Raw genomic sequence first — 18,384 nt, 5'->3', positions numbered from 1 at the left:
CTGCAGTCTGGGGGGAGCGGATCGCTCCCCTATTTACTTGTCCCTAAATTCCATAAACCAAACGGGTTGTAGAAGGGATGTTCTTCTTCATATCTAAAGTCTTGAAGGCCCGTCAATATAAAGTCGGGTGCATCTTGCTGAATGCTAAAGGTTTCGCCATTCTTAAAGAGAGGCCGTTCACCTACATGATAATAATTAAATGTGTTAAGCAGGGCAGCCGCCTCTTTCGGACTCATTGTGTTAAGTGTCACGGCATCCGGAAGACCAAAGGCTTTCATTCCGAAAGAACAATAATAGTCTTCCTCTCCGATGATCGTGACAAAATGGGCATATACCGAGAGAATATCCGGGCTATGATGAAGATGCAGCCAATCTTCCTTTGAATGGGCAATTCCCGCCGTATCTATTTTCACTGCCATTCCGCCTGCCTTGAGGATTGCTGCCCCGGCATCGATCAAATCGATAACAGTTCCGGTATCGGATACATCGGCTATTATATAAACGGTAAAGGTATGGCCATTGATTTCCTCTAATGCATTCTCTGAAAAGGCGTCTTTACTGGCGTAAGAAAAGCTCTCTTTTAAAGTGGGTTCATAATCATGGATCTCCGCCTGAAACGTAATGTTCTTATCACTGTTATGAAAAACATTCCCGGCTAACAGATACCCCTCGCTTTGGGAAGCAACCGTTTGAATCAATTCTGTCCGGTCCTTCCATTTCCCGGGTATCCCGATGATGATTTGGTTGTCCTTCATGGATCATCTCTCCTTTCCAATCACTTCATACTATACCACTACAGATGTTTTCCATAGCATTTGATGAAAAATGGCGCAAAGTACCGATAAATGCCAGTGAGGGATGCGCAGGACTTTTTCAAAATTATACAATTGATGTATAATATAATCTAGTAAACGTATAGCCTATCTTCAAAGGAATTCCCCTTGTGGGTTTTCTCATAGGGCCGTATCTTAATTATCTATTCGTATATATCAATGATGAAAGAGAGTGTTTATAATGGGTCGTAAGTGGAATAACATTAAAGAAAAGAAAGCGTCAAAAGATGCTAATACTAGTCGGATTTATGCTAAGTTCGGACGGGAAATATATGTAGTGGCAAAACAAGGCGAACCAGATCCAGAATCCAATCAGGCATTAAGGGTCGTACTTGAGCGTGCGAAAACGTACAATGTTCCAAGAGCGATCATTGACCGTGCGATTGAAAAAGCCAAAGGCGGTTCGGAAGAAAACTATGACGAACTTCGTTATGAAGGATTCGGTCCAAATGGTTCAATGGTCATCGTGGATGCATTGACAAACAACGTGAACCGGACGGCATCCGATGTACGTGCCGCATTTGGGAAAAATGGCGGGAATATGGGTGTCAGCGGATCTGTTGCTTATATGTTCGATGCAACGGCTGTCATCGGGATTGAAGGTAAAACGGCTGATGATGTTCTTGAACTGTTAATGGAAGCGGATGTTGATGTACGTGACATCATTGAAGAAGAAGAAAGTGTCATCGTTTATGCCGAGCCTGAACAATTCCATGCTGTACAACAAGCATTCAAGGATGCAGGAATCAGCGATTTTACAGTGGCAGAGCTGACGATGCTTGCACAAAATGACCTAACCCTTCCGGAAGATGCACAAGCACAATTCGAAAAAATGATTGATGCATTGGAAGATCTGGAAGATGTTCAACAAGTTTATCATAATGTAGATCTTGGTGAATGATAAAATGAGCAGGCCTTTGCTATATGATCAAAGGCCTGCTTATTTCATTTGAAAGGAAAGAGCCTGTTCCGAATCACGAAACAGGCTCTTTCCTTTTATTATTCACTTATGGTGATTCCGGAAAGTTCACGGTCTTTCTTTACCTTTTCCAATTCTGAAATAGTGACAAGTTGATAATCTTGGTCATGCAGTTGTTTAATGATTTTTCCTGCAGCTTGGGAGCTAGTTTGATAGATATCATGCATTAATATGACTCTGCCATCTTTGGCTTTGCTCATCACTTTGTTTACGATTTTCTTTTCATTGCGTTCTTTCCAATCCTCTGGATCGACATCCCAAAGTGAGACTTTCATATCCTCCATGTATTCCCGTACATTATGGTTAATCGCTCCATATGGGGGACGGACGAGATTTGGCTCAGTACCTGTAGCTTTTTTTACAGCGTCTTGGGTCTTTTCGATTTGATCTTCGATTTTGTTCTTGCTTAAGCGCGTCAGCTGTGGATGATCCCATGAATGGTTGCCGATCTCATTTCCTTCCTGCAGCATTTTTTGCAGAACTTCCGGATAGTGCTGTACGCGGCTTCCAAGTACGAAAAACGTCGCGTGACCATCATATTTTTTCAGGACTTCCAGGATGGACATGGTATGACTTGGATGCGGCCCGTCATCGAACGTCAAGGCAATGACCTTTTTTGAAGGGTCGATCCATTCATTTTGCACGGGCAGTTTGGCGACGATATGTTTTGGCTGCCATTCCTTTACACGATCCTCATTCAAATCTTGACTTTGATATGAATCTAGCAAACTATCTTTAAAAAGATCCTTCTTGATGGCTATTGTATGGGTCTTAGTTGAATCATCAGTCTTAACGTAGAAAACGAGCGTATTTTTCAAGACTGAAAAAGAATTGAAGTTGGCTGCCTTCAGTTTGTTTTCCTTTTTAATTGAAATGCCTTCTTCTTCCTTCTGCGTTAACTCTTCAAAAACAATATCGGATAAAACGGATAAATAATCAGTATCCGTGGCAAAGATGTCTTCTATGGAGAGCTTTTGCTGAGATGGAATATCATAAGTGAAGATTTGGGTTCCAGACTGCTTCTTTCCTTCCACTTGCTCATATTTATCGAAGGAAATCGTAATGGTCTGTTTGCTGAAATGGAGGATCGTATAGGTGAGGTTAAGCTCGGAGGCTTTTCCGTCGGATGCTTTCCATTTCTTTTCATAATCCTTAATTTCTTTCTTTATGTAGGCTTCTAGCTGCTTGTCGATATTTTCTAAATGCAGAACGGGCCTGCTGGCTGAATACCCGCCTTTCGTATTATCTTTCACATACGTTTGAATATCGGCTTCTGGGTAATTTTTATCAGTTGTATAGGCCGAAACGGTTCTCTTCTTATCAAAAGCAAGGCTTTTAATGGCTAACCCCATCGTTCCTACAGCAGCTGTTAGACAAAATAGAAAAATAAAGACTTTTTTATAATTTAATTTCCTCATGATGCACTCCACCTCGATAATCATTCTACTATATAGACGCGCCAAAAGCCTTAAAAGTTTGTAAAAAATTTCATTTTTTTATATTTATATATTTTCTTGCTCATTTTCAAACTTTTATGGCTGCACCAACGTCTATTCTTTGTACATAGGATACGTAATTTAAATGTAAGGAGCTCTAACATGTAATGAAAAACCCAGAAATGAATCAATTAATCGCGGCCCGGATAACCGAAAGGCAAGAGAATTTGTACAGACTTGCTTTTTACTATGTCAAAAACCAAGAGGATGCCCTGGATATCGTGCAGGAATCAATCAGGAAAGCGCTAGCCTCCAGCAGCAAAATCAAAGACGCCGCTTCTATAGATAGTTGGTTATATAAGATCATCGTCCGAACGGCACTGGATGTTTTGCGGAAGAAGAAGAAACTGACCGTCGCCGATGATGAAACAATAGAATACTTGCGCCGCGGTGAGGAGGATCACTATCCTGACCTGGATTTGCAAAAGGCCCTGGAAGGACTTTCAGTCAAGTACAAAACGGTAGTCGTCCTCCGTTTCTTTGAGGACCTGAAGCTGGACGAGATAGCGGAAGTGCTGGAAGAAAACGTAAGCACGATTAAAACGAGATTATATAAAGCGCTGCAACTATTGCGGATCAACATGACTGAACGGGAGGAAACGAAAAGATGGAAAAAAAATTAAAAGATCTGCGGGCAGAATATCTTAAAATACCGATACCAAAGGAATTGAATGATGTCGTTCAAGCAGCCTTGAATGAAAAGCAAAGGAAAAAGCCGAGGGTTGGCAGGAATATCCTCGTGACAGCGGCTGCAGCGCTCCTGATCGTGACAGCTTCCGTAAACATCAGTCCGGCAGCGGCGAAAGCCATGAGTGATATACCGATAGTCGAGAAGGTCATCAAAGTGATTACCTTCGTCGAATGGAAAGAAGAAGCGAATAATTCTTCGGCAGTAATCAAAACGCCTGCAATATCCGGTCTCGAGAATAAACAGCTCGAAGATAGCTTGAATGAAAAATACATATCGGAAAGCAAGCAGCTTTATCAGGAATTCACGGATTCCATGTCAAAACTGAAGGAAGGGGAAAAGGGCAATATCTCGGTGGAAAGCGGGTATGTGATATTGACGGATAATGAAACGATATTATCCGTACAGCGTTATACGGATACGATTTCTGCGTCCAGTTCTACAGAAAGTCAATTCGATACAGTCGACAAGAAAAATGAAGTGCTGTTAACGCTAAATAGCTTATTTAAAGATGATCGCTATCTTCAGGTGATCAGCGAGAACATCAAGGAACAGATGAAGCGGCAGATGGCTGAAGATCCGGAAAAGATATATTGGGTGGAAGATGATGATTTTACTGCTTTTAAAGGCATCGATGAAAACCAAAACTTTTATATAAACGAAGATGGCAAGCTAGTCATCGCCTTTAACAGCTATGAAGCTGCGCCGGGGTACATGGGGGCCGTCGAGTTCATCATCCCGACAAAGGTGCTGTCAGACCTTCTTGTTGGCGATCAATATATCCATTAAAACGGCCCTATTGTAATTCTATGATGGGCGGAGTTTTTAAAACGGCACAATATCCATTAAAAAAGACGAACAACGTTACTACTTACAGTAACCTTGGTTCGTCTCTTTTTTGTTCGAATTTCATCTGGTCCAGTTCCAGCCTCATTTTTTCCGTCTCCATAAGGAAGTTTTCATGTTTAAGTTTTTCAAGCTCCAGTTCAACTTGCAGCATCTTATGTTTGTTTTTTGACTGTTTTTCGAAATGGCTTGTCAGTATTCCGAGTATAGGGATGGAAAAAATCATTACCACGGTTATGATCCCGAACATTATGGTGCCTCCTCTTTTTTTATATCTATTATACGGTGAATATAACGGTTGTGGTGGGGTTATTTCAAAATTCATCATTTCCTTTTATCGTTAAAAAGTACATGGCAACCAAAGTGATATCAAGCGTAATACCATGGATGAAGTTAGGGTAATATATCATTGATGGCCGCTTTCTATTAGATTATATGGACTGTTTTTTAGTGCGAAATCCGGACTTTTGCTTGTATGGTGGAAAGTCTACTTCTATTTATTTTGAAATTAATTATTTAAATATACTAAATATTTGTTTACAATAGTGAAATTTAAAGTTATTATACAATAATAAAAGGAGGGCTAGGTATGGCAACGATAAATAAACAGAAAATTGTGGATAGTGTACCTCAAAAAGGTTTTTTTGGAAACCCTAAAGGATTATTCACCCTTTTCTTTACTGAGTTCTGGGAGCGTTTTTCCTATTATGGCATGAAGGCCATTCTTGTTTACTATATGTATTACGAAGTTTCTAAAGGGGGATTAGGCCTTGATGAACCCACGGCCCTTGCCCTTGTATCCATCTATGGATCTTTAGTATATATGTCAGGTATAATTGGCGGCTGGCTCGCCGATAGGATTTTCGGGACTTCAAAAGCCGTATTTTACGGCGGTATCTTGATCATGCTCGGGCATATTGTCCTTGCTGTACCAGGCAGTCTTTCCATGTTCTTTGTGTCCATGGTACTCATTGTTCTGGGTACTGGTTTATTAAAACCGAATGTTTCCAGCATTGTCGGGGAAATTTACGCAGAAAATGATGAACGCCGGGATTCCGGTTTCAGTATATTCTATATGGGTATCAACATGGGTGCATTCCTTTCACCATTTGTTGTCGGTACAGTCGGTATGGACTACAGCTTCCATCTTGGTTTTGGACTTGCAGCAATTGGTATGTTGATTGGTCTCATTGTCTTTGTTACAACAAAGAAAAAGAACCTGGGCTTGGCTGGAACTCTTCCTGCTAACCCATTATCACAGGATGAAAAGAAAAAAGTATTCACTAAATTGGGGATAGCCGCACTTATCATAGCTATCATCATTGGCATCACTGCTTCTGCAGGCATCTTAACGATTGAAACTTTTATTAATCTTGTAGGTATTCTAGGAATCGTAATTCCGACCCTTTATTTCATTTTCATGTATCGCAGCCCGAAAACGACTTCTGTTGAACGTTCACGCTTGATTGCCTATATTCCTTTGTTTATAGCAGCTGTCATGTTCTGGGCGATTCAAGAGCAAGGTGCAACAATATTGGCAAGCTATGCAGACAAACGGACACAGTTGAACTTTGCAGGATTGGAAATAAACCCGGCATGGTTCCAATCTTTGAACCCTTTGTTCATAATCACCCTTGCACCAGTATTCGCATGGTTATGGATTAAATTAGGAAAGCGTCAGCCGACCATTCCTCAAAAATTCTCGATAGGCCTACTGTTCGCCGGTTTATCATTCCTGGTGATCCTGCTTCCTGTTTATTTCAGTGGATCAGACGCATTAGTCAATCCGTTATGGCTTGTACTTAGCTATTTCCTTGTAGTGCTTGGAGAGCTTTGCTTATCGCCAGTCGGACTTTCAGCCACTACAAAATTGGCTCCGGCCGCATTCTCGGCACAAACGATGAGCCTGTGGTTCCTGGCCAGTGCAGCAGCACAAGCACTGAACGCACAAATCGTCAGATTCTACACTCCTCAGACCGAAATGGCTTATTTTGGAGTGATCGGTGTTGCTTCAATAATCCTTGGACTGGCCCTGATGGCCTTATCACCAAAGATTCAAGGTTACATGAAAGGCATTCGCTAACACATTAAAAAAGATGACCTCCGAACTTAACGGGGTCATCTTTTTTGTTTTTGATAATACGGGCAAACGCCCAACGCATTCGGCTATTTGCCATTTCATCAATGGTTTTCTTATTGGTTTTATTCGTTTTAGTCATTGAATATATTCCTGCTTTTATAGTATTTGAACTGAATTTTATCTTTGTACACCTTTGTTTTTGCTCGCAATAATTGAAGCTGCAATTGCAAAGGGAAGTAAAAAGAAAGCCAATATTCCATATCCAGCTCCTTCAAACCCTCTGATGTTCACAAAACCGATGTAAAACAAAATAATTGAAGTTATAACGGTTAATATGCCTGGTAAAAGCCTAACAAATAAAGATAAATGTAATTTCCTAAACCACCATGCTAAAAGTATTACTAGCATACCAGGGACGCAAGCAACCAGGAGGGGAACTCCGAACATCATTTTGTAACCTCCTCTAATTCATCATGTGAATAATGCCATAATAAGTAAATTTTATATTGTATTTTAACATGAAAAAGACAGCCGGTGGTGGTCATTTTCTTGGATGCGTGCGTGAGGAAAACAAAAGTCGAACGTAAAGGTGAGGTTAACTAAATTCTTAATATTGTTGGATAGGGGTTCTATTAAATTTTAAAACAAAGTTGATTGGAACAGGTGTGCGAGACTACTACGGAAAAGCGTGTCTAGGGGAGACCCCGCAGGCGCAAGCCGAGGGCCGACCGCCCGCGGAAAGCGAGTGCCTTAAGCGAAAACCAAAATCCAAATCGTACAAGCCAATAGAAAAGCTGAGGCAAAGTCAATTATTACCGGGTTTGTACAGACAAGTTCACTTACACGGGTGATCGGCCTTTTTTTTATCAAAATCTCCAAATAGCCAGCTGAAAAGTACAATACCTGCTACAAAATAGAATGCATATCCTAAATTCCCTGACCACCTTATCGTTTCGCCACTGAAGTATTGCAGACCAGACTTAGCAAGAAACACGAATATGATACCCACTATACATCTTATGAAAAATCTTTTCTTTGTTATCGACATACTGCAAATCTTCTCCTTTGCTTATCCAGTTTACAATAAATATCCAATCATTTACATCTGTGGATATTTTAGTGAAACAGTCTTTTTACAATGAGGAGTGGATGACCAATGGCTCCGCATAAAAAAGTCATTTAAACATAAATATATATAACGATAGGTGTTTTATGGGTAGGAGGGAAGATATGGAGGGAAGGAAGTACAAGTATGAGCTACTATTGAGAAGCGCCAGGAAAGTCGGGTCCAAACCTAAAGGTACTGAAATGCCATCTTCACCTGTATGGAGTCCCGATCATATAAAATCAGCTAAGGATTGGATCGGCAGGAGCCCTATTCTGGAACCGTATATTAATACATATCTTGGACTTAAAAAATAACCCCGTGAGTCATCAGGGGTTATTTTTAATTTACATGTGATAATACTTTTTTTACTGACGGACTATTCGGTGTCAACTTGTTCGAATGATAAGTTGGAATAACGACCTCGTGAGGCTGTGACTTACCAACCTTACTTGCGGATTTAAATAGTTTGGATTTACTATATTTTCTTTTAGGTAAAGACATCGTTATCACCTCTTTCCTTTATTTTACTTAATTTCTTCCTCAGATTCAACATCTTCCTCTTCTTGAATAGCCAAAGATGTGTGATATCTTCGGTATAATTCATATGTTAATGAAGCTAAGCCTGATACTAAATGGCCGTCATATTCATCAAAAATGGTTCGATAGCTCTTTAGGACAATGACATAAGTAATTAAGCATTCTTCCTCAGTCAAAAGATTTTCCTCGACGTTAATTGTGTGGATCATAAAGTTTTTAAAGTGTATGTATCTATCATTCTCTTTATTGATAGGAAGCCCGATTCCTTTCACTTTTGCAGAGGGAAGAGATTTTTTAACAAGTTTAGGAGCTGAATAATTCTGTTTAAACTTGGTTTCCGTCACTATATCAAATTCAAAATGGGAGTCCCAATTATTTTTATAGTGATCTCTCATGTAAAAGAGCATTTCTTCAAGAAAGTCCTTATAGCTTGTATTATCCCTTTCAACTTCTAAAAACAATGATTTAAAATCCTCTTTTAACCAGTAAGAGAGAAGTCCGAATTTATCTTGTTGAATGGTCAAATTCTTAGCTACCTCGATGGCTTGGGATTCTCTTTCAACTTCGAGGGTCATGAATTTAAATCTTTTAACGCTCAATAGCGGGATTGGTATGAGTATAAAAAGGAATAGCAGGATTAAAAAGTAACCGACATGTTCAAATATGATTTTTGCTTTTGGTGATTCCGCTAATGGTTTTAAAACCAGTGATGTTACGGTGGGGTCCTTTTCAATGACTTTACTTTCCTTTACTTTTTCACTGTTACTTGATTGTTCCTGTTTCGACTCTTGAACATTACCAGCAGGTGCCTGAAAATAGCGAATAATTCCAGAGACGATAATTAGAATGAGCAGACTTATATAAGCAAAAGTATAAAAAGTCCTGATCCAGTCTTTTCTGGTAGGGGAATCATACGCTTTTTCTATGCCTGACAAAACGGCTCACCTCTTTCCTTTTACCCTGATTATAGCAGAAATACCCAAAAATATTAAAAATATCAAGGTTAAAATCTATAGGTTTGTAAAACTGAAAAAGAGGCTAATGAGATTTTAGCCGTGCAGACAATGGAAGGAAATCAGGATATGTACTCCGAATTTCCAAAGTGTTTTGTGAAGAAAGGAAAGAACCGGATGAGCTCTGCTCTTCCGGTTCTTTGTGCATCAGTTTGCTGCTGGAATCAATCCTTTATGAATGGAGACTTCCTGAATGGCGCGGTAGACGGTTTCGACCATGAAATCGAGTTCCTTTTCTGACATGGAAAGGATCGGCATCATCGTGATGACTGGACCGAGTTCCCGGATGATCAGGCCATTTTCCCGTGCTGTATGGATGATTTCGGAAACGACATTCTCCTGGAGGGTGAACGTTTCTTTTGTTTGGCGGTCTTTAACGATTTCCACTCCAATCATGAAGCCGCGCTGGCGGATATCGCCGACTATCGGAAGTTCGTATAGCGCTTGCAGTCTTTGTGATAGGTATTTTGATTTTTCCTGGATGTCTTTAATGAGATTGCGGCTTTCCATTAGCTCGATATTCTTCAGAGCCAGGGCACAGGCAAGCTGATTTCCTGTATAGGTGTGACCATGATAGAAGGTTTTATGTTCTTCCCGTTCCCCCAAGAAGGATTGAAAGATCTGCTCGTTCATGATGGTGGCGGCGAGTGGCATATATCCCCCAGTGATCCCTTTACCCATGCACATGATATCGGGAACGACATCTTCCTGTTCGCAGGCAAACATCGTACCGGTTCGACCGAACCCTACAGCCACCTCGTCACATATTAAGAGGATGTTGTACTTTTTGCATAATTGCCCGACCTCTTTCAAAAAGCCATGGGGATGGGTAATGATGCCTGCTGCTCCCTGCACAAGCGGCTCGATGATCAATCCTGCAATTTCCTCGGATTGTTTCTGCAGTAACTTCTCCAGTTCCTTCAAGCAATGGTTTTTCACGGCTTCTGGATCTCCATATTCAGTCATGTGATAGGCATATGGTGAAGGAGCTGAAATCCGTTGAAATAAGAGGGGCTTAAAGATTCTATGGAATAGATCCATTCCGCCCACACTCACGGCACCGACAGTATCACCGTGGTATGCTTCGTCAAGGGAGACGAATTTGTTTTTATTCCGATGCTTGACGGGATCGATATTCTGCCAATATTGATAAGCGACTTTAAGGGCGATTTCCACAGCGGCTGATCCCGTGTCGGAGTAAAAGACTTTCGATAAAGAACCAGGGGTGATCTCTGCCAGTTTTTTCGCCAGTAAGATCGATGGTACATTCGCAGATCCGAGCAGCGTCGAGTGCGCGACTTTATTCATTTGCTCAATTAGGGCGCCGTTTAATTCCGGATTGTTATGCCCGTGCACATTCACCCATAATGAAGCATAGCCATCGAGGTAGCGTTTGCCATCCACATCAATCAGGTAGCTGCCTTCGCCACGTTCGATGATAAGCGGTTTACTTTCCCGATACGTTTTCATTTGTGTGAACGGATGCCATACATATTCCTTATCCCATTGTTCTAAATCCTGACTGTTCATGCTTCGAACACCTCTTTCAGTTGTTGGGTATATTCTTGATCACCAAGCAAATCAAGGATGCAGATCCTCAAGTCTTTTCTAACATCGGCCAGTGTCGGGATGCAGGCGAGGCCATTCAGCCCAGTCAGCTTTTCAATGGTTTTGATATTGTCTTGGTGAATCCGATCTTCTGCCCGGTAATGATTATACAAAATGGTTTTCACGTTTATATCATGGACTTGGGCATAAGAATGGGTCGTCACGACATCATGAATCGCCCCTAAACCGCTTGTGGATACGAAGAGGACAGGCATCCCGCAATCCCTTATGAAATCGGCCGTCATATAGAAACCTTTCGTTCGTTCAATAAGCGGCACAGCCAATCCTCCAGCGCCCTCGACTAATACGATGTCATACATTTCCTCAAGTTCATGAACCCTTTCCACGACTTTCTTCTCATCGATGAGACTGCCGGTTAATTTAATCGCCAAATGTGGGGAGGTTTCGGGTTCCAGTGTGTAAAACCCCGATTCCTTTACACCGAGTTCCTGCTCAAACCAAGATATATCCGGGTATGTATTCGTTTCCTCATTGATTCCTGTTTGAAATGGCTTGAAGATCGTGACGGTTTTTCCAAACGTTTGAAGAGAAAGATAAAGTGCACTCGTGACGATGGTCTTTCCAATATCCGTGCCAGTTCCGGTTATGAAGTAGGCTTGGCCCATGGGTGATTCAGCTCCTTTACGTTTATATATCTTGCAATACGCGGACGCACTTGCTGAATGATGACAGCACATAGAATGCATAGCATTAAATCACCGGGTACAGGTAACAAAAAGCCGTAAAGAATCGTTTGGCTGATGGAAAGCGGCGTTTCCACAATCCACTTCATGGCACCATACAGCCAGATGCAGCCGAAAAGGTAAACGGTCAGCAAAGTGGCGGCATTAGCAAAGAATATGGAACGAATCGTGGAGAGGGAAAACCGGTTGATCAGCCATCCATTTACATAGGCTCCCAGTATATATCCGAGCAAATAGCCGAAAGTGGGTTTGAATATATAGCCGAATCCCCCGCCTTCAGCAAACACGGGCACCCCGATAAGTCCGATCAGGACGTAGCATAACTGACTGAGCATCCCAAGCCGGGGCCCCAACAATGCGCCTGCCAAATAGACTGCCAGAATTTGCAGCGTGAATGGTATGTAAGGGATAGGTATCTTAATGAAGGCGCCAATGGCAGTTAGCGCGGTAAAAAGGGCCACATAAGAAATCGTCCTTGCTTTCAAGTTTTTAACCCCCTTTTTTTGAAAGTGCTGGCAGAATGCCCACTATTAGTTTGCCTGATTCCTATTTTATATGTCAACTAATTTGTTATTAGGTTAACATATAAAGTGCCAGTTTTCTTAGGATTTAAAGGACAACTAGGAAAATATTGAAAAAAGGCCATTGAATAATATTTTGTATGTATGTTATTATTCTAACGATATGTTAACTTGTTTCGATTTAGGTTAACAAATATTATCGCTCCATTGATACTGCTAAATGTTAATTGCCCATTGAGGCTGATGGTGCACATGCAACCGGTTGGTTGGAGGGGAAAGTGATTTAGGTAAACTCGCGGCTGGAGCAGCAGGTTGCAGGAAGCGGGTCTATTACTGGATATCTTCCGTTTTATGTGCGGAGAACCGGAACAGGATATGTTCTTTTTCAAGGAATGGCGATTCGGCACAAAATAAAAGAAAAGAGGGATAGGTTTGGAAACATTGGTAAGGGATTGGAAGATGTTAGCGGAGAACGTTATCAAAGGATATAAAGTGACGGAGGAAGAGGCATTATCCATCGTCCAAGCCCCAGACGAAGAGGTTTTGGAAATTCTGAATGCAGCCTATCTCATACGTAAACATCATTATGGGAAAAAGGTAAAATTGAATATGATCATCAATACGAAATCAGGATTATGTCCCGAAGATTGCGGCTACTGCTCGCAGTCGATCGTCTCGGAAGCCCCGATCGATAAATATGCTTGGCTGACTAAAGAAAAGATTGTCGAGGGAGCGCAAGAATCAATTCGCCGGAAAGCGGGTACTTATTGCATTGTCGCTTCTGGCCGTCGTCCGACCAACAGGGAAATCGATCATGTCATTGAAGCGGTAAAAGAAATCCGCGAAACGACGGATCTTAAAATCTGCTGCTGTTTAGGTTTCCTGAATGAGGAACATGCCGGTAAACTAGCGGAAGCAGGCGTTCATCGCTATAACCACAACTTGAATACATCACAGGAAAACTACAGTAAAATTACATCGACACATACATATGAAGACCGGGTAGATACAGTGGAAGCTGTGAAAGAAGCCGGAATGTCCCCATGCTCTGGAGCCATTTTCGGAATGGGTGAATCTGAGGCGGAAGCGGTGGAAGTTGCTCTATCCTTACGCAGCCTTGATGCAGATTCCATTCCTTGTAATTTTCTCAATGCAATTGACGGAACGCCGCTAGAGGGAACTTCCGAGCTGACCCCCACTAAATGCCTGAAATTGATTTCGATGATGAGATTCGTTAATCCTAGTAAAGAAATCCGCCTGGCCGGGGGCCGGGAGGTCAATCTCCGTTCCATGCAGCCCATGGCACTTTATGCTGCCAATTCCATCTTCGTCGGCGATTATTTAACGACAGCTGGTCAAGAACCCACAGCGGACTGGGGAATCATTGAAGACCTGGGATTTGAAATTGAAGAATGTGCCCTTTAATTGATAAAGAAGATTATTGAGAGAAACTAAAAAAGCACCCTTAGGGTGTTTTTTTCAGTTTGTCGACTAAAGGGGTGGTCTGGTCCCACCCCGAACCATAATCTTAAACATAACTAGTTTATCCTTCAGAGTTTTTTACAGTAATCCTTATGGAAGAAATTTGCGAGACTCCTGCCGAATAACTGGGTAGCCGAGCCCCCGCTTTCCGCGGGCGGTTCGCCCTCGGAGTTCGCCTGCGGGGTCTCCCTTGGCCACGCTTTTCCCGCAGGAGTCTCGTACCTTACGTTCCAATCAGCTGGAACTTCTTTTTTAAGAGATATTGTAGGAAAACTGGCTCTTCTTCTCCAATTCGGTACAGTCTGGCGGTTCAATCAATTTTCCGGAAAAAGGAGTTTCGAATTGCTCTCACCCCGAACCAATCTTAAACAAGACTAGTTTATCCTTCATGTTATTTACAGTCCCCCTTAAAGGATGGAAGAAATTTGCGAGACTCCTGCCGAATAACTGGCTAGCCGAGACCCTACAGGTGCTTGCGGCGAGGAGGCTTGGCAGACAGTCGGCGGAAAGGGAGTGGAATCTGGAATTAACTGGAATGTAATTTCAAGAAAAAACTGTAGGCTCGGCCATATCCCGAAGCAAGCTTAAGATAGGGGATCCTCATGTTTTTACAGTAATCCTAAAAGGATGGAAGAAATTTGCGAGACTCCTGCCGAATAACTGGCTAGCCGAGACCCCACAGCCGTTTACCGGCGAGGAGGCTTGGCAGGCAGTCGGCGGAAAGGGAGCGGATTTCTGGAATCAACTGGAACGGTTTTCAAAGAAAAAAAACTGCAGACATTGCAGTAATAGAACTAATGTCCTTCAACCTTTACAAAAATAAAAAAATAATGATAAGTGAAAATAATGAAAAAAAAATGCTAAATTGTTAGTGAGGTTTTATAATGAATTACCTGAATACTATAACATTTGCTGCATTGTAGTAAATGATTATGATATAGGGAAAGGATCAGTATTGGTAATATCAATAATGAGAGGATAGTTTTGTGTGATGCATATATGGCTGATTAGTTTTATTATTTTATTATTGCTATTAATATTTTATACTATTATCCCAACTGTGCTAATTCGTGTAGGCAGCTTGGGAATAACCAAAAAAATCAATTCGAATAATGGGATTGCGCTAACTTTCGATGATGGCCCAAACCCTGAATATACCATAAAATTACTGGATCTTTTAAAAGAATATGAGATAAAGGCCACATTTTTTGTTGTGGGCAGTAAAGTGAAAAGTAATCCTGGGATTATTAAAAGAATGCATGAAGAGGGACATACGATAGGTATCCATCATTTTCATCATGTTTCAAGTTGGGTCCTATCACCAATTCATCTGCGAAAACAGTTGGAAATGACTGAAAAGGCGATAACGGAATGCACGAATGAAAAGGTGATATTTTATAGACCGCCATGGGGCCATTTCAATATGTTCACCCCACTATTCAGTAGGAAATATAAAGTGATTATGTGGTCCGGCATCTTTGGGGATTGGAAAGTCGAAAATTGCAAAAATACTCTGCTTGATCAGCTTCGAGGCACTTCAACAGAAGGTTCCGTCCTATTGCTTCATGACTGTGGCGAAACCTTGGGAGCGGATAAAGAGGCGCCAGGCTATATGATTGAAATGTTAAAAATTTACCTGCAGGAGAGTAAAGAAAAAGGAACACACTTTATTTCTTTAAAAGACTTATAACTAATTCCGGGGGTATTATGGATATAGATACGCTTTTACATTTTATTGATTCTTATGGATACCTGATCATTTTTCTTTTTTTATTCTTCGGCATCGTGGGTGTGCCTGCTCCAGAAGAATCACTTCTATTTCTAATTGGGGTGCTGGCTGTCCAAGGTAAGCTCTCTATGGGTTTAGCGATGCTGTGTGCAATTCTCGGCGCCTTTATCGGAATGCTTGCAGCTTATGCATGCGGAAAATATGTGGGGTATCCATTTATAAAAAAATATGGAAGATTCATTGGGATTACGGCTGAACGCTGGGAGAAAGCAAAGAGAAACTACACGGATAATGCACGAAAAACGCTAGTATTGGGATTTTATATTCCGGGGATGAGGCAAATAAGTCCATATTTTGCAGGAATCTCTTCTATACCCTTTCGGAAATACTTCCTCTTTTCCCTATTAGGCACTATACTATGGACCGTCCCTTTTATAGTGGCCGGTTATTATGTGGGGGATGCTTTTAATGTTAATCCCAAATATGTTCCATATTTAGGTGTTGTATTTTTAGTTATTTTTGTACTCTATGTTACTATCAAATACATTAAAAAGAGAAAACAAAGATCCAAAAGTTGAGTCGGCTCCTTATTAAAAAACGTCGGAAATAAAAAATCGATTTAAGGAATTTGTTCAACGATATTGTAAGAGAAAGATATCATGAACTATATATTTTGTATTTTCAGAATGATTTCTTAGGAGATGACACATATGAAGAAGATTTTGTTTTTACCTCTCTTTCGAATGCAGTCGGGACATCATCAAGTTGCAGAGGCATTGATGGATATGTTAAAAAAGCATTCGAATGGGATTACTTATAAAAAAATCGATCTAATCAGTTATACCAATACCTCTCTAGAAAAATTCATTGCAAATAGTTATCTGACATGGATCCGTTATGCGCCGGAAACCTATAATCTTGCCTACAAGAACCTGTTTTATGTTCACTCGCCAAAGGAAAGTGTATGTAAATGGTATCAGCAATTATTCATGAATAAGATGGAACGATTGATAGCGGAAGAAAATCCTGATTTAATTGTGTGTACACACGGTTTCCCTTCATATCTTTTGAGTCAGTTAAAGATGAAAGGGAAGTGCAGCACACCGGTAATAAACGTGTACACGGACTTTTTTATTAATAATGTGTGGGGAAGCGAAGGGATAGATGCCCATTTTCTTCCTAGTCAAGAAGTGAAAGAAAAGCTGATGAGTAAGCGTCAAATACCAAAACAAACGATGATGGTCACTGGCATTCCCGTGCACGAGGAAATCACAAAAAATGCCCGTGTCCAAAGAAACACAGAACGGCCAAAAATTTTGATATCCGGAGGAAATAGCGGTCTGGGAGGGATTTTGAACTTAGGTGATGAGTTAAAGAACTCAAGAGACTTAGATTATTTAGTTCTTTGCGGAAATAACAACAAGCTTTATGAAGAAATCAATACATGGAATTTACCTCATATCAAACCATTGCCCTATATCTCATCAAGGTCTGAAATGAATAAGCTTTATGAAGAAGTGGACGCAATCGTTACAAAACCGGGCGGTGTCACGATCAGTGAATCATTGCGAAAAAGGCTTCCGATCTTTGTTCATTCCAGACTTCCGGGGCAGGAGGAAATCAATCTGCAGTATCTAAAACAGCAGGGTCTTGTATTTAAACTTAATCAGAAAACGCCTTTTGAAAAACAATTGCTGAGTATATTGAAGGATCAGAAAAAAATGAAAAAATGGAACACATCCATAGAGTCCTATCATAAGGAAATAGAGTTGGAGAAACCCGAGGGAATAGTGGAGGTCATGAAATTGATCCTTGATCTTAATCAAAATGGTACGCCTTCCTATCTAGCCCGACAGCCCAAACTTCTTTATAGCTAAATGCATGGTGTCCCCGAATGGATACGGAAGGCTGCTGAATTAGCAGCCATCCTATAATGAAAGGTCGGAAGGAAGAGTGACTTTGAAAAAAACATACCTTATGATTTTTTTGATGATGATGCTTGTGATGGCGGGGGCAGGGTGTTCAAGTGATGAAACGGAAATGAAGCCGCAAGCCGGAGGAAAAGTGGAATTGACGGTTTCCGCAGCTGTAAGTTTGCAAGATGCCTTGAATGATATAAAGAAGTCTTTTGAAAAAGAGAATGCAAATGTGGAAGTTCATTATAACTTTGGGGCCTCTGGAGCTCTTCAGCAACAGATATCCCAAGGCGCACCTGTTGACCTGTTTTTCTCAGCAGCGGGGGATAAGTTTGATAAATTAATAGAGGATGATCTTATTGAAGAGAAGAATGGAATCGATTTAGTCGGCAATGACCTGGTGCTGGTGGTGCCAAAGGATTCCAAAAAGGAAATCGGATCACTGGAAGACCTCACAAAGGCCGATAAAATTTCGATTGGCACTCCAGAGTCTGTACCGGCAGGGCAATATGCGAAACAAACTTTGGAAAACATGAACCTTTTCAAAGAGATGGAAGATCGATTGGTATATGCCAAGGATGTGCGGCAAGTGCTTACATATGTGGAAACGGGAAATGTGGACGCAGGCCTCGTTTATAAAACGGATGCGCTCAACTCATCAAAAGTTGAGGTCATTGCAGCAGCCCAGGGAGATTTACATGATCCGATCATATATCCCGTGGGAATGATCAATAACCTGGATCATGCCAAGGAAGCCAAGCTATTCTATGACTATCTCCAAACGGAAGCCTCCATGAAAATCTTTGAAAAATACGGATTTAAGAATTTGAAATAACCGCCAATC

19 protein-coding genes are annotated in these 18,384 nt (G+C 41.2%); 10 read left to right on the top strand and 9 right to left on the bottom strand.

Annotated features, from left to right (window positions below):
- Window positions 1–29: 29 nt before the first annotated feature.
- On the bottom strand, window positions 30–755 hold the full coding sequence (locus AC0VX1_RS23445) for a DUF4261 domain-containing protein (protein WP_413022030.1): 726 nt from the start codon (window positions 753–755) through the stop codon (window positions 30–32).
- A 259-nt stretch (window positions 756–1,014) separates the two neighbouring features.
- Between AC0VX1_RS23445 and AC0VX1_RS23440 the strand changes: the two genes are divergently transcribed.
- Window positions 1,015–1,734 carry a YebC/PmpR family DNA-binding transcriptional regulator gene (locus AC0VX1_RS23440; RefSeq protein WP_053536610.1) on the top strand — a complete coding sequence of 240 codons (720 nt, stop codon included), beginning with the start codon at window positions 1,015–1,017 and terminating at the stop codon, window positions 1,732–1,734.
- Between the two features lie 98 nt (window positions 1,735–1,832).
- On the opposite strand, the gene AC0VX1_RS23435 is transcribed toward AC0VX1_RS23440, so the two are convergent.
- Window positions 1,833–3,230 carry a polysaccharide deacetylase family protein gene (locus AC0VX1_RS23435; protein ID WP_475469282.1) on the bottom strand — a complete coding sequence of 466 codons (1,398 nt, stop codon included), beginning with the start codon at window positions 3,228–3,230 and terminating at the stop codon, window positions 1,833–1,835.
- Window positions 3,231–3,415: 185 nt separating this feature from the next.
- Between AC0VX1_RS23435 and AC0VX1_RS23430 the strand changes: the two genes are divergently transcribed.
- Both AC0VX1_RS23430 and rsiV read left to right on the top strand, forming a co-directional pair.
- The gene (locus AC0VX1_RS23430; RefSeq protein WP_034310632.1) at window positions 3,416–3,931 is read left to right on the top strand and encodes a sigma-70 family RNA polymerase sigma factor; all 516 of its coding nucleotides are present in this window, start codon (window positions 3,416–3,418) and stop codon (window positions 3,929–3,931) included.
- Entirely contained in the window at window positions 3,916–4,785 is an 870-nt protein-coding gene (rsiV, locus tag AC0VX1_RS23425; protein ID WP_475469280.1) for an anti-sigma-V factor RsiV, read from the top strand. Before AC0VX1_RS23430 ends, rsiV begins: the two co-directional genes overlap by 16 nt.
- Window positions 4,786–4,867: 82 nt before the next feature.
- On the opposite strand, the gene AC0VX1_RS23420 is transcribed toward rsiV, so the two are convergent.
- Complete coding sequence (locus AC0VX1_RS23420; protein WP_057279147.1) at window positions 4,868–5,092, bottom strand: hypothetical protein; 225 nt, start codon at window positions 5,090–5,092, stop codon at window positions 4,868–4,870.
- A 339-nt stretch (window positions 5,093–5,431) separates the two neighbouring features.
- On the opposite strand from AC0VX1_RS23420, the gene AC0VX1_RS23415 reads away from it, so the two are divergent.
- Window positions 5,432–6,925: a peptide MFS transporter gene (locus AC0VX1_RS23415; protein WP_475469278.1), complete on the top strand. Its 1,494-nt coding sequence runs from the start codon at window positions 5,432–5,434 to the stop codon at window positions 6,923–6,925.
- 4 nt (window positions 6,926–6,929) lie between these two features.
- Here AC0VX1_RS23415 and AC0VX1_RS23410 read toward each other — a convergent pair whose 3' ends face one another.
- Together AC0VX1_RS23410 and AC0VX1_RS23405 are read right to left on the bottom strand one after the other, a co-directional pair.
- Window positions 6,930–7,061, bottom strand: coding sequence for a hypothetical protein (locus tag AC0VX1_RS23410; RefSeq protein ID WP_440438787.1), 132 nt, complete (start codon window positions 7,059–7,061; stop codon window positions 6,930–6,932).
- Between the two features lie 38 nt (window positions 7,062–7,099).
- Window positions 7,100–7,372 carry a YesK family protein gene (locus AC0VX1_RS23405; protein ID WP_440438786.1) on the bottom strand — a complete coding sequence of 91 codons (273 nt, stop codon included), beginning with the start codon at window positions 7,370–7,372 and terminating at the stop codon, window positions 7,100–7,102.
- Between the two features lie 780 nt (window positions 7,373–8,152).
- On the opposite strand from AC0VX1_RS23405, the gene AC0VX1_RS23400 reads away from it, so the two are divergent.
- Window positions 8,153–8,344 carry a hypothetical protein gene (locus AC0VX1_RS23400; RefSeq protein WP_063574880.1) on the top strand — a complete coding sequence of 64 codons (192 nt, stop codon included), beginning with the start codon at window positions 8,153–8,155 and terminating at the stop codon, window positions 8,342–8,344.
- Window positions 8,345–8,554: 210 nt separating this feature from the next.
- Here AC0VX1_RS23400 and AC0VX1_RS23395 read toward each other — a convergent pair whose 3' ends face one another.
- From AC0VX1_RS23395 to AC0VX1_RS23380, 4 genes are all read right to left on the bottom strand, one after another.
- Window positions 8,555–9,502: a hypothetical protein gene (locus AC0VX1_RS23395; protein WP_098865844.1), complete on the bottom strand. Its 948-nt coding sequence runs from the start codon at window positions 9,500–9,502 to the stop codon at window positions 8,555–8,557.
- Between the two features lie 225 nt (window positions 9,503–9,727).
- On the bottom strand, window positions 9,728–11,110 hold the full coding sequence (gene bioA / locus AC0VX1_RS23390; protein ID WP_475469274.1) for an adenosylmethionine--8-amino-7-oxononanoate transaminase: 1,383 nt from the start codon (window positions 11,108–11,110) through the stop codon (window positions 9,728–9,730).
- Window positions 11,107–11,814, bottom strand: coding sequence for a dethiobiotin synthase (bioD, locus tag AC0VX1_RS23385; RefSeq protein ID WP_475469273.1), 708 nt, complete (start codon window positions 11,812–11,814; stop codon window positions 11,107–11,109). Before bioD ends, bioA begins: the two co-directional genes overlap by 4 nt.
- The gene (locus tag AC0VX1_RS23380) at window positions 11,793–12,377 is read right to left on the bottom strand and encodes a biotin transporter BioY (RefSeq protein WP_098865841.1); all 585 of its coding nucleotides are present in this window, start codon (window positions 12,375–12,377) and stop codon (window positions 11,793–11,795) included. Before AC0VX1_RS23380 ends, bioD begins: the two co-directional genes overlap by 22 nt.
- Window positions 12,378–12,872: 495 nt before the next feature.
- Between AC0VX1_RS23380 and bioB the strand changes: the two genes are divergently transcribed.
- The 5 genes from bioB (at window position 12,873) to modA (ending at window position 18,375) form a co-directional block, all read left to right on the top strand.
- Window positions 12,873–13,838, top strand: coding sequence for a biotin synthase BioB (gene bioB, locus AC0VX1_RS23375; protein ID WP_218013321.1), 966 nt, complete (start codon window positions 12,873–12,875; stop codon window positions 13,836–13,838).
- Window positions 13,839–14,886: 1,048 nt separating this feature from the next.
- Window positions 14,887–15,585, top strand: a complete 699-nt coding sequence (locus AC0VX1_RS23370) for a polysaccharide deacetylase family protein (protein WP_475471873.1) — start codon at window positions 14,887–14,889, stop codon at window positions 15,583–15,585.
- A gap of 17 nt (window positions 15,586–15,602) precedes the next feature.
- The gene (locus AC0VX1_RS23365) at window positions 15,603–16,202 is read left to right on the top strand and encodes a DedA family protein (RefSeq protein WP_057279139.1); all 600 of its coding nucleotides are present in this window, start codon (window positions 15,603–15,605) and stop codon (window positions 16,200–16,202) included.
- A 132-nt stretch (window positions 16,203–16,334) separates the two neighbouring features.
- Window positions 16,335–17,501, top strand: coding sequence for an MGDG synthase family glycosyltransferase (locus AC0VX1_RS23360; RefSeq protein WP_475469271.1), 1,167 nt, complete (start codon window positions 16,335–16,337; stop codon window positions 17,499–17,501).
- An 82-nt stretch (window positions 17,502–17,583) separates the two neighbouring features.
- A complete protein-coding gene (gene modA, locus AC0VX1_RS23355) occupies window positions 17,584–18,375 on the top strand; it encodes a molybdate ABC transporter substrate-binding protein (protein ID WP_413022045.1) in 792 nt (263 codons plus the stop codon).
- Window positions 18,376–18,384: the final 9 nt, after the last annotated feature.

The organism is Peribacillus sp. QJM3NY_7, from assembly GCF_056173225.1.
Note: the sequence above shows the minus strand (reverse complement) of the source record. Positions and strands in the feature narration are given on the sequence as shown.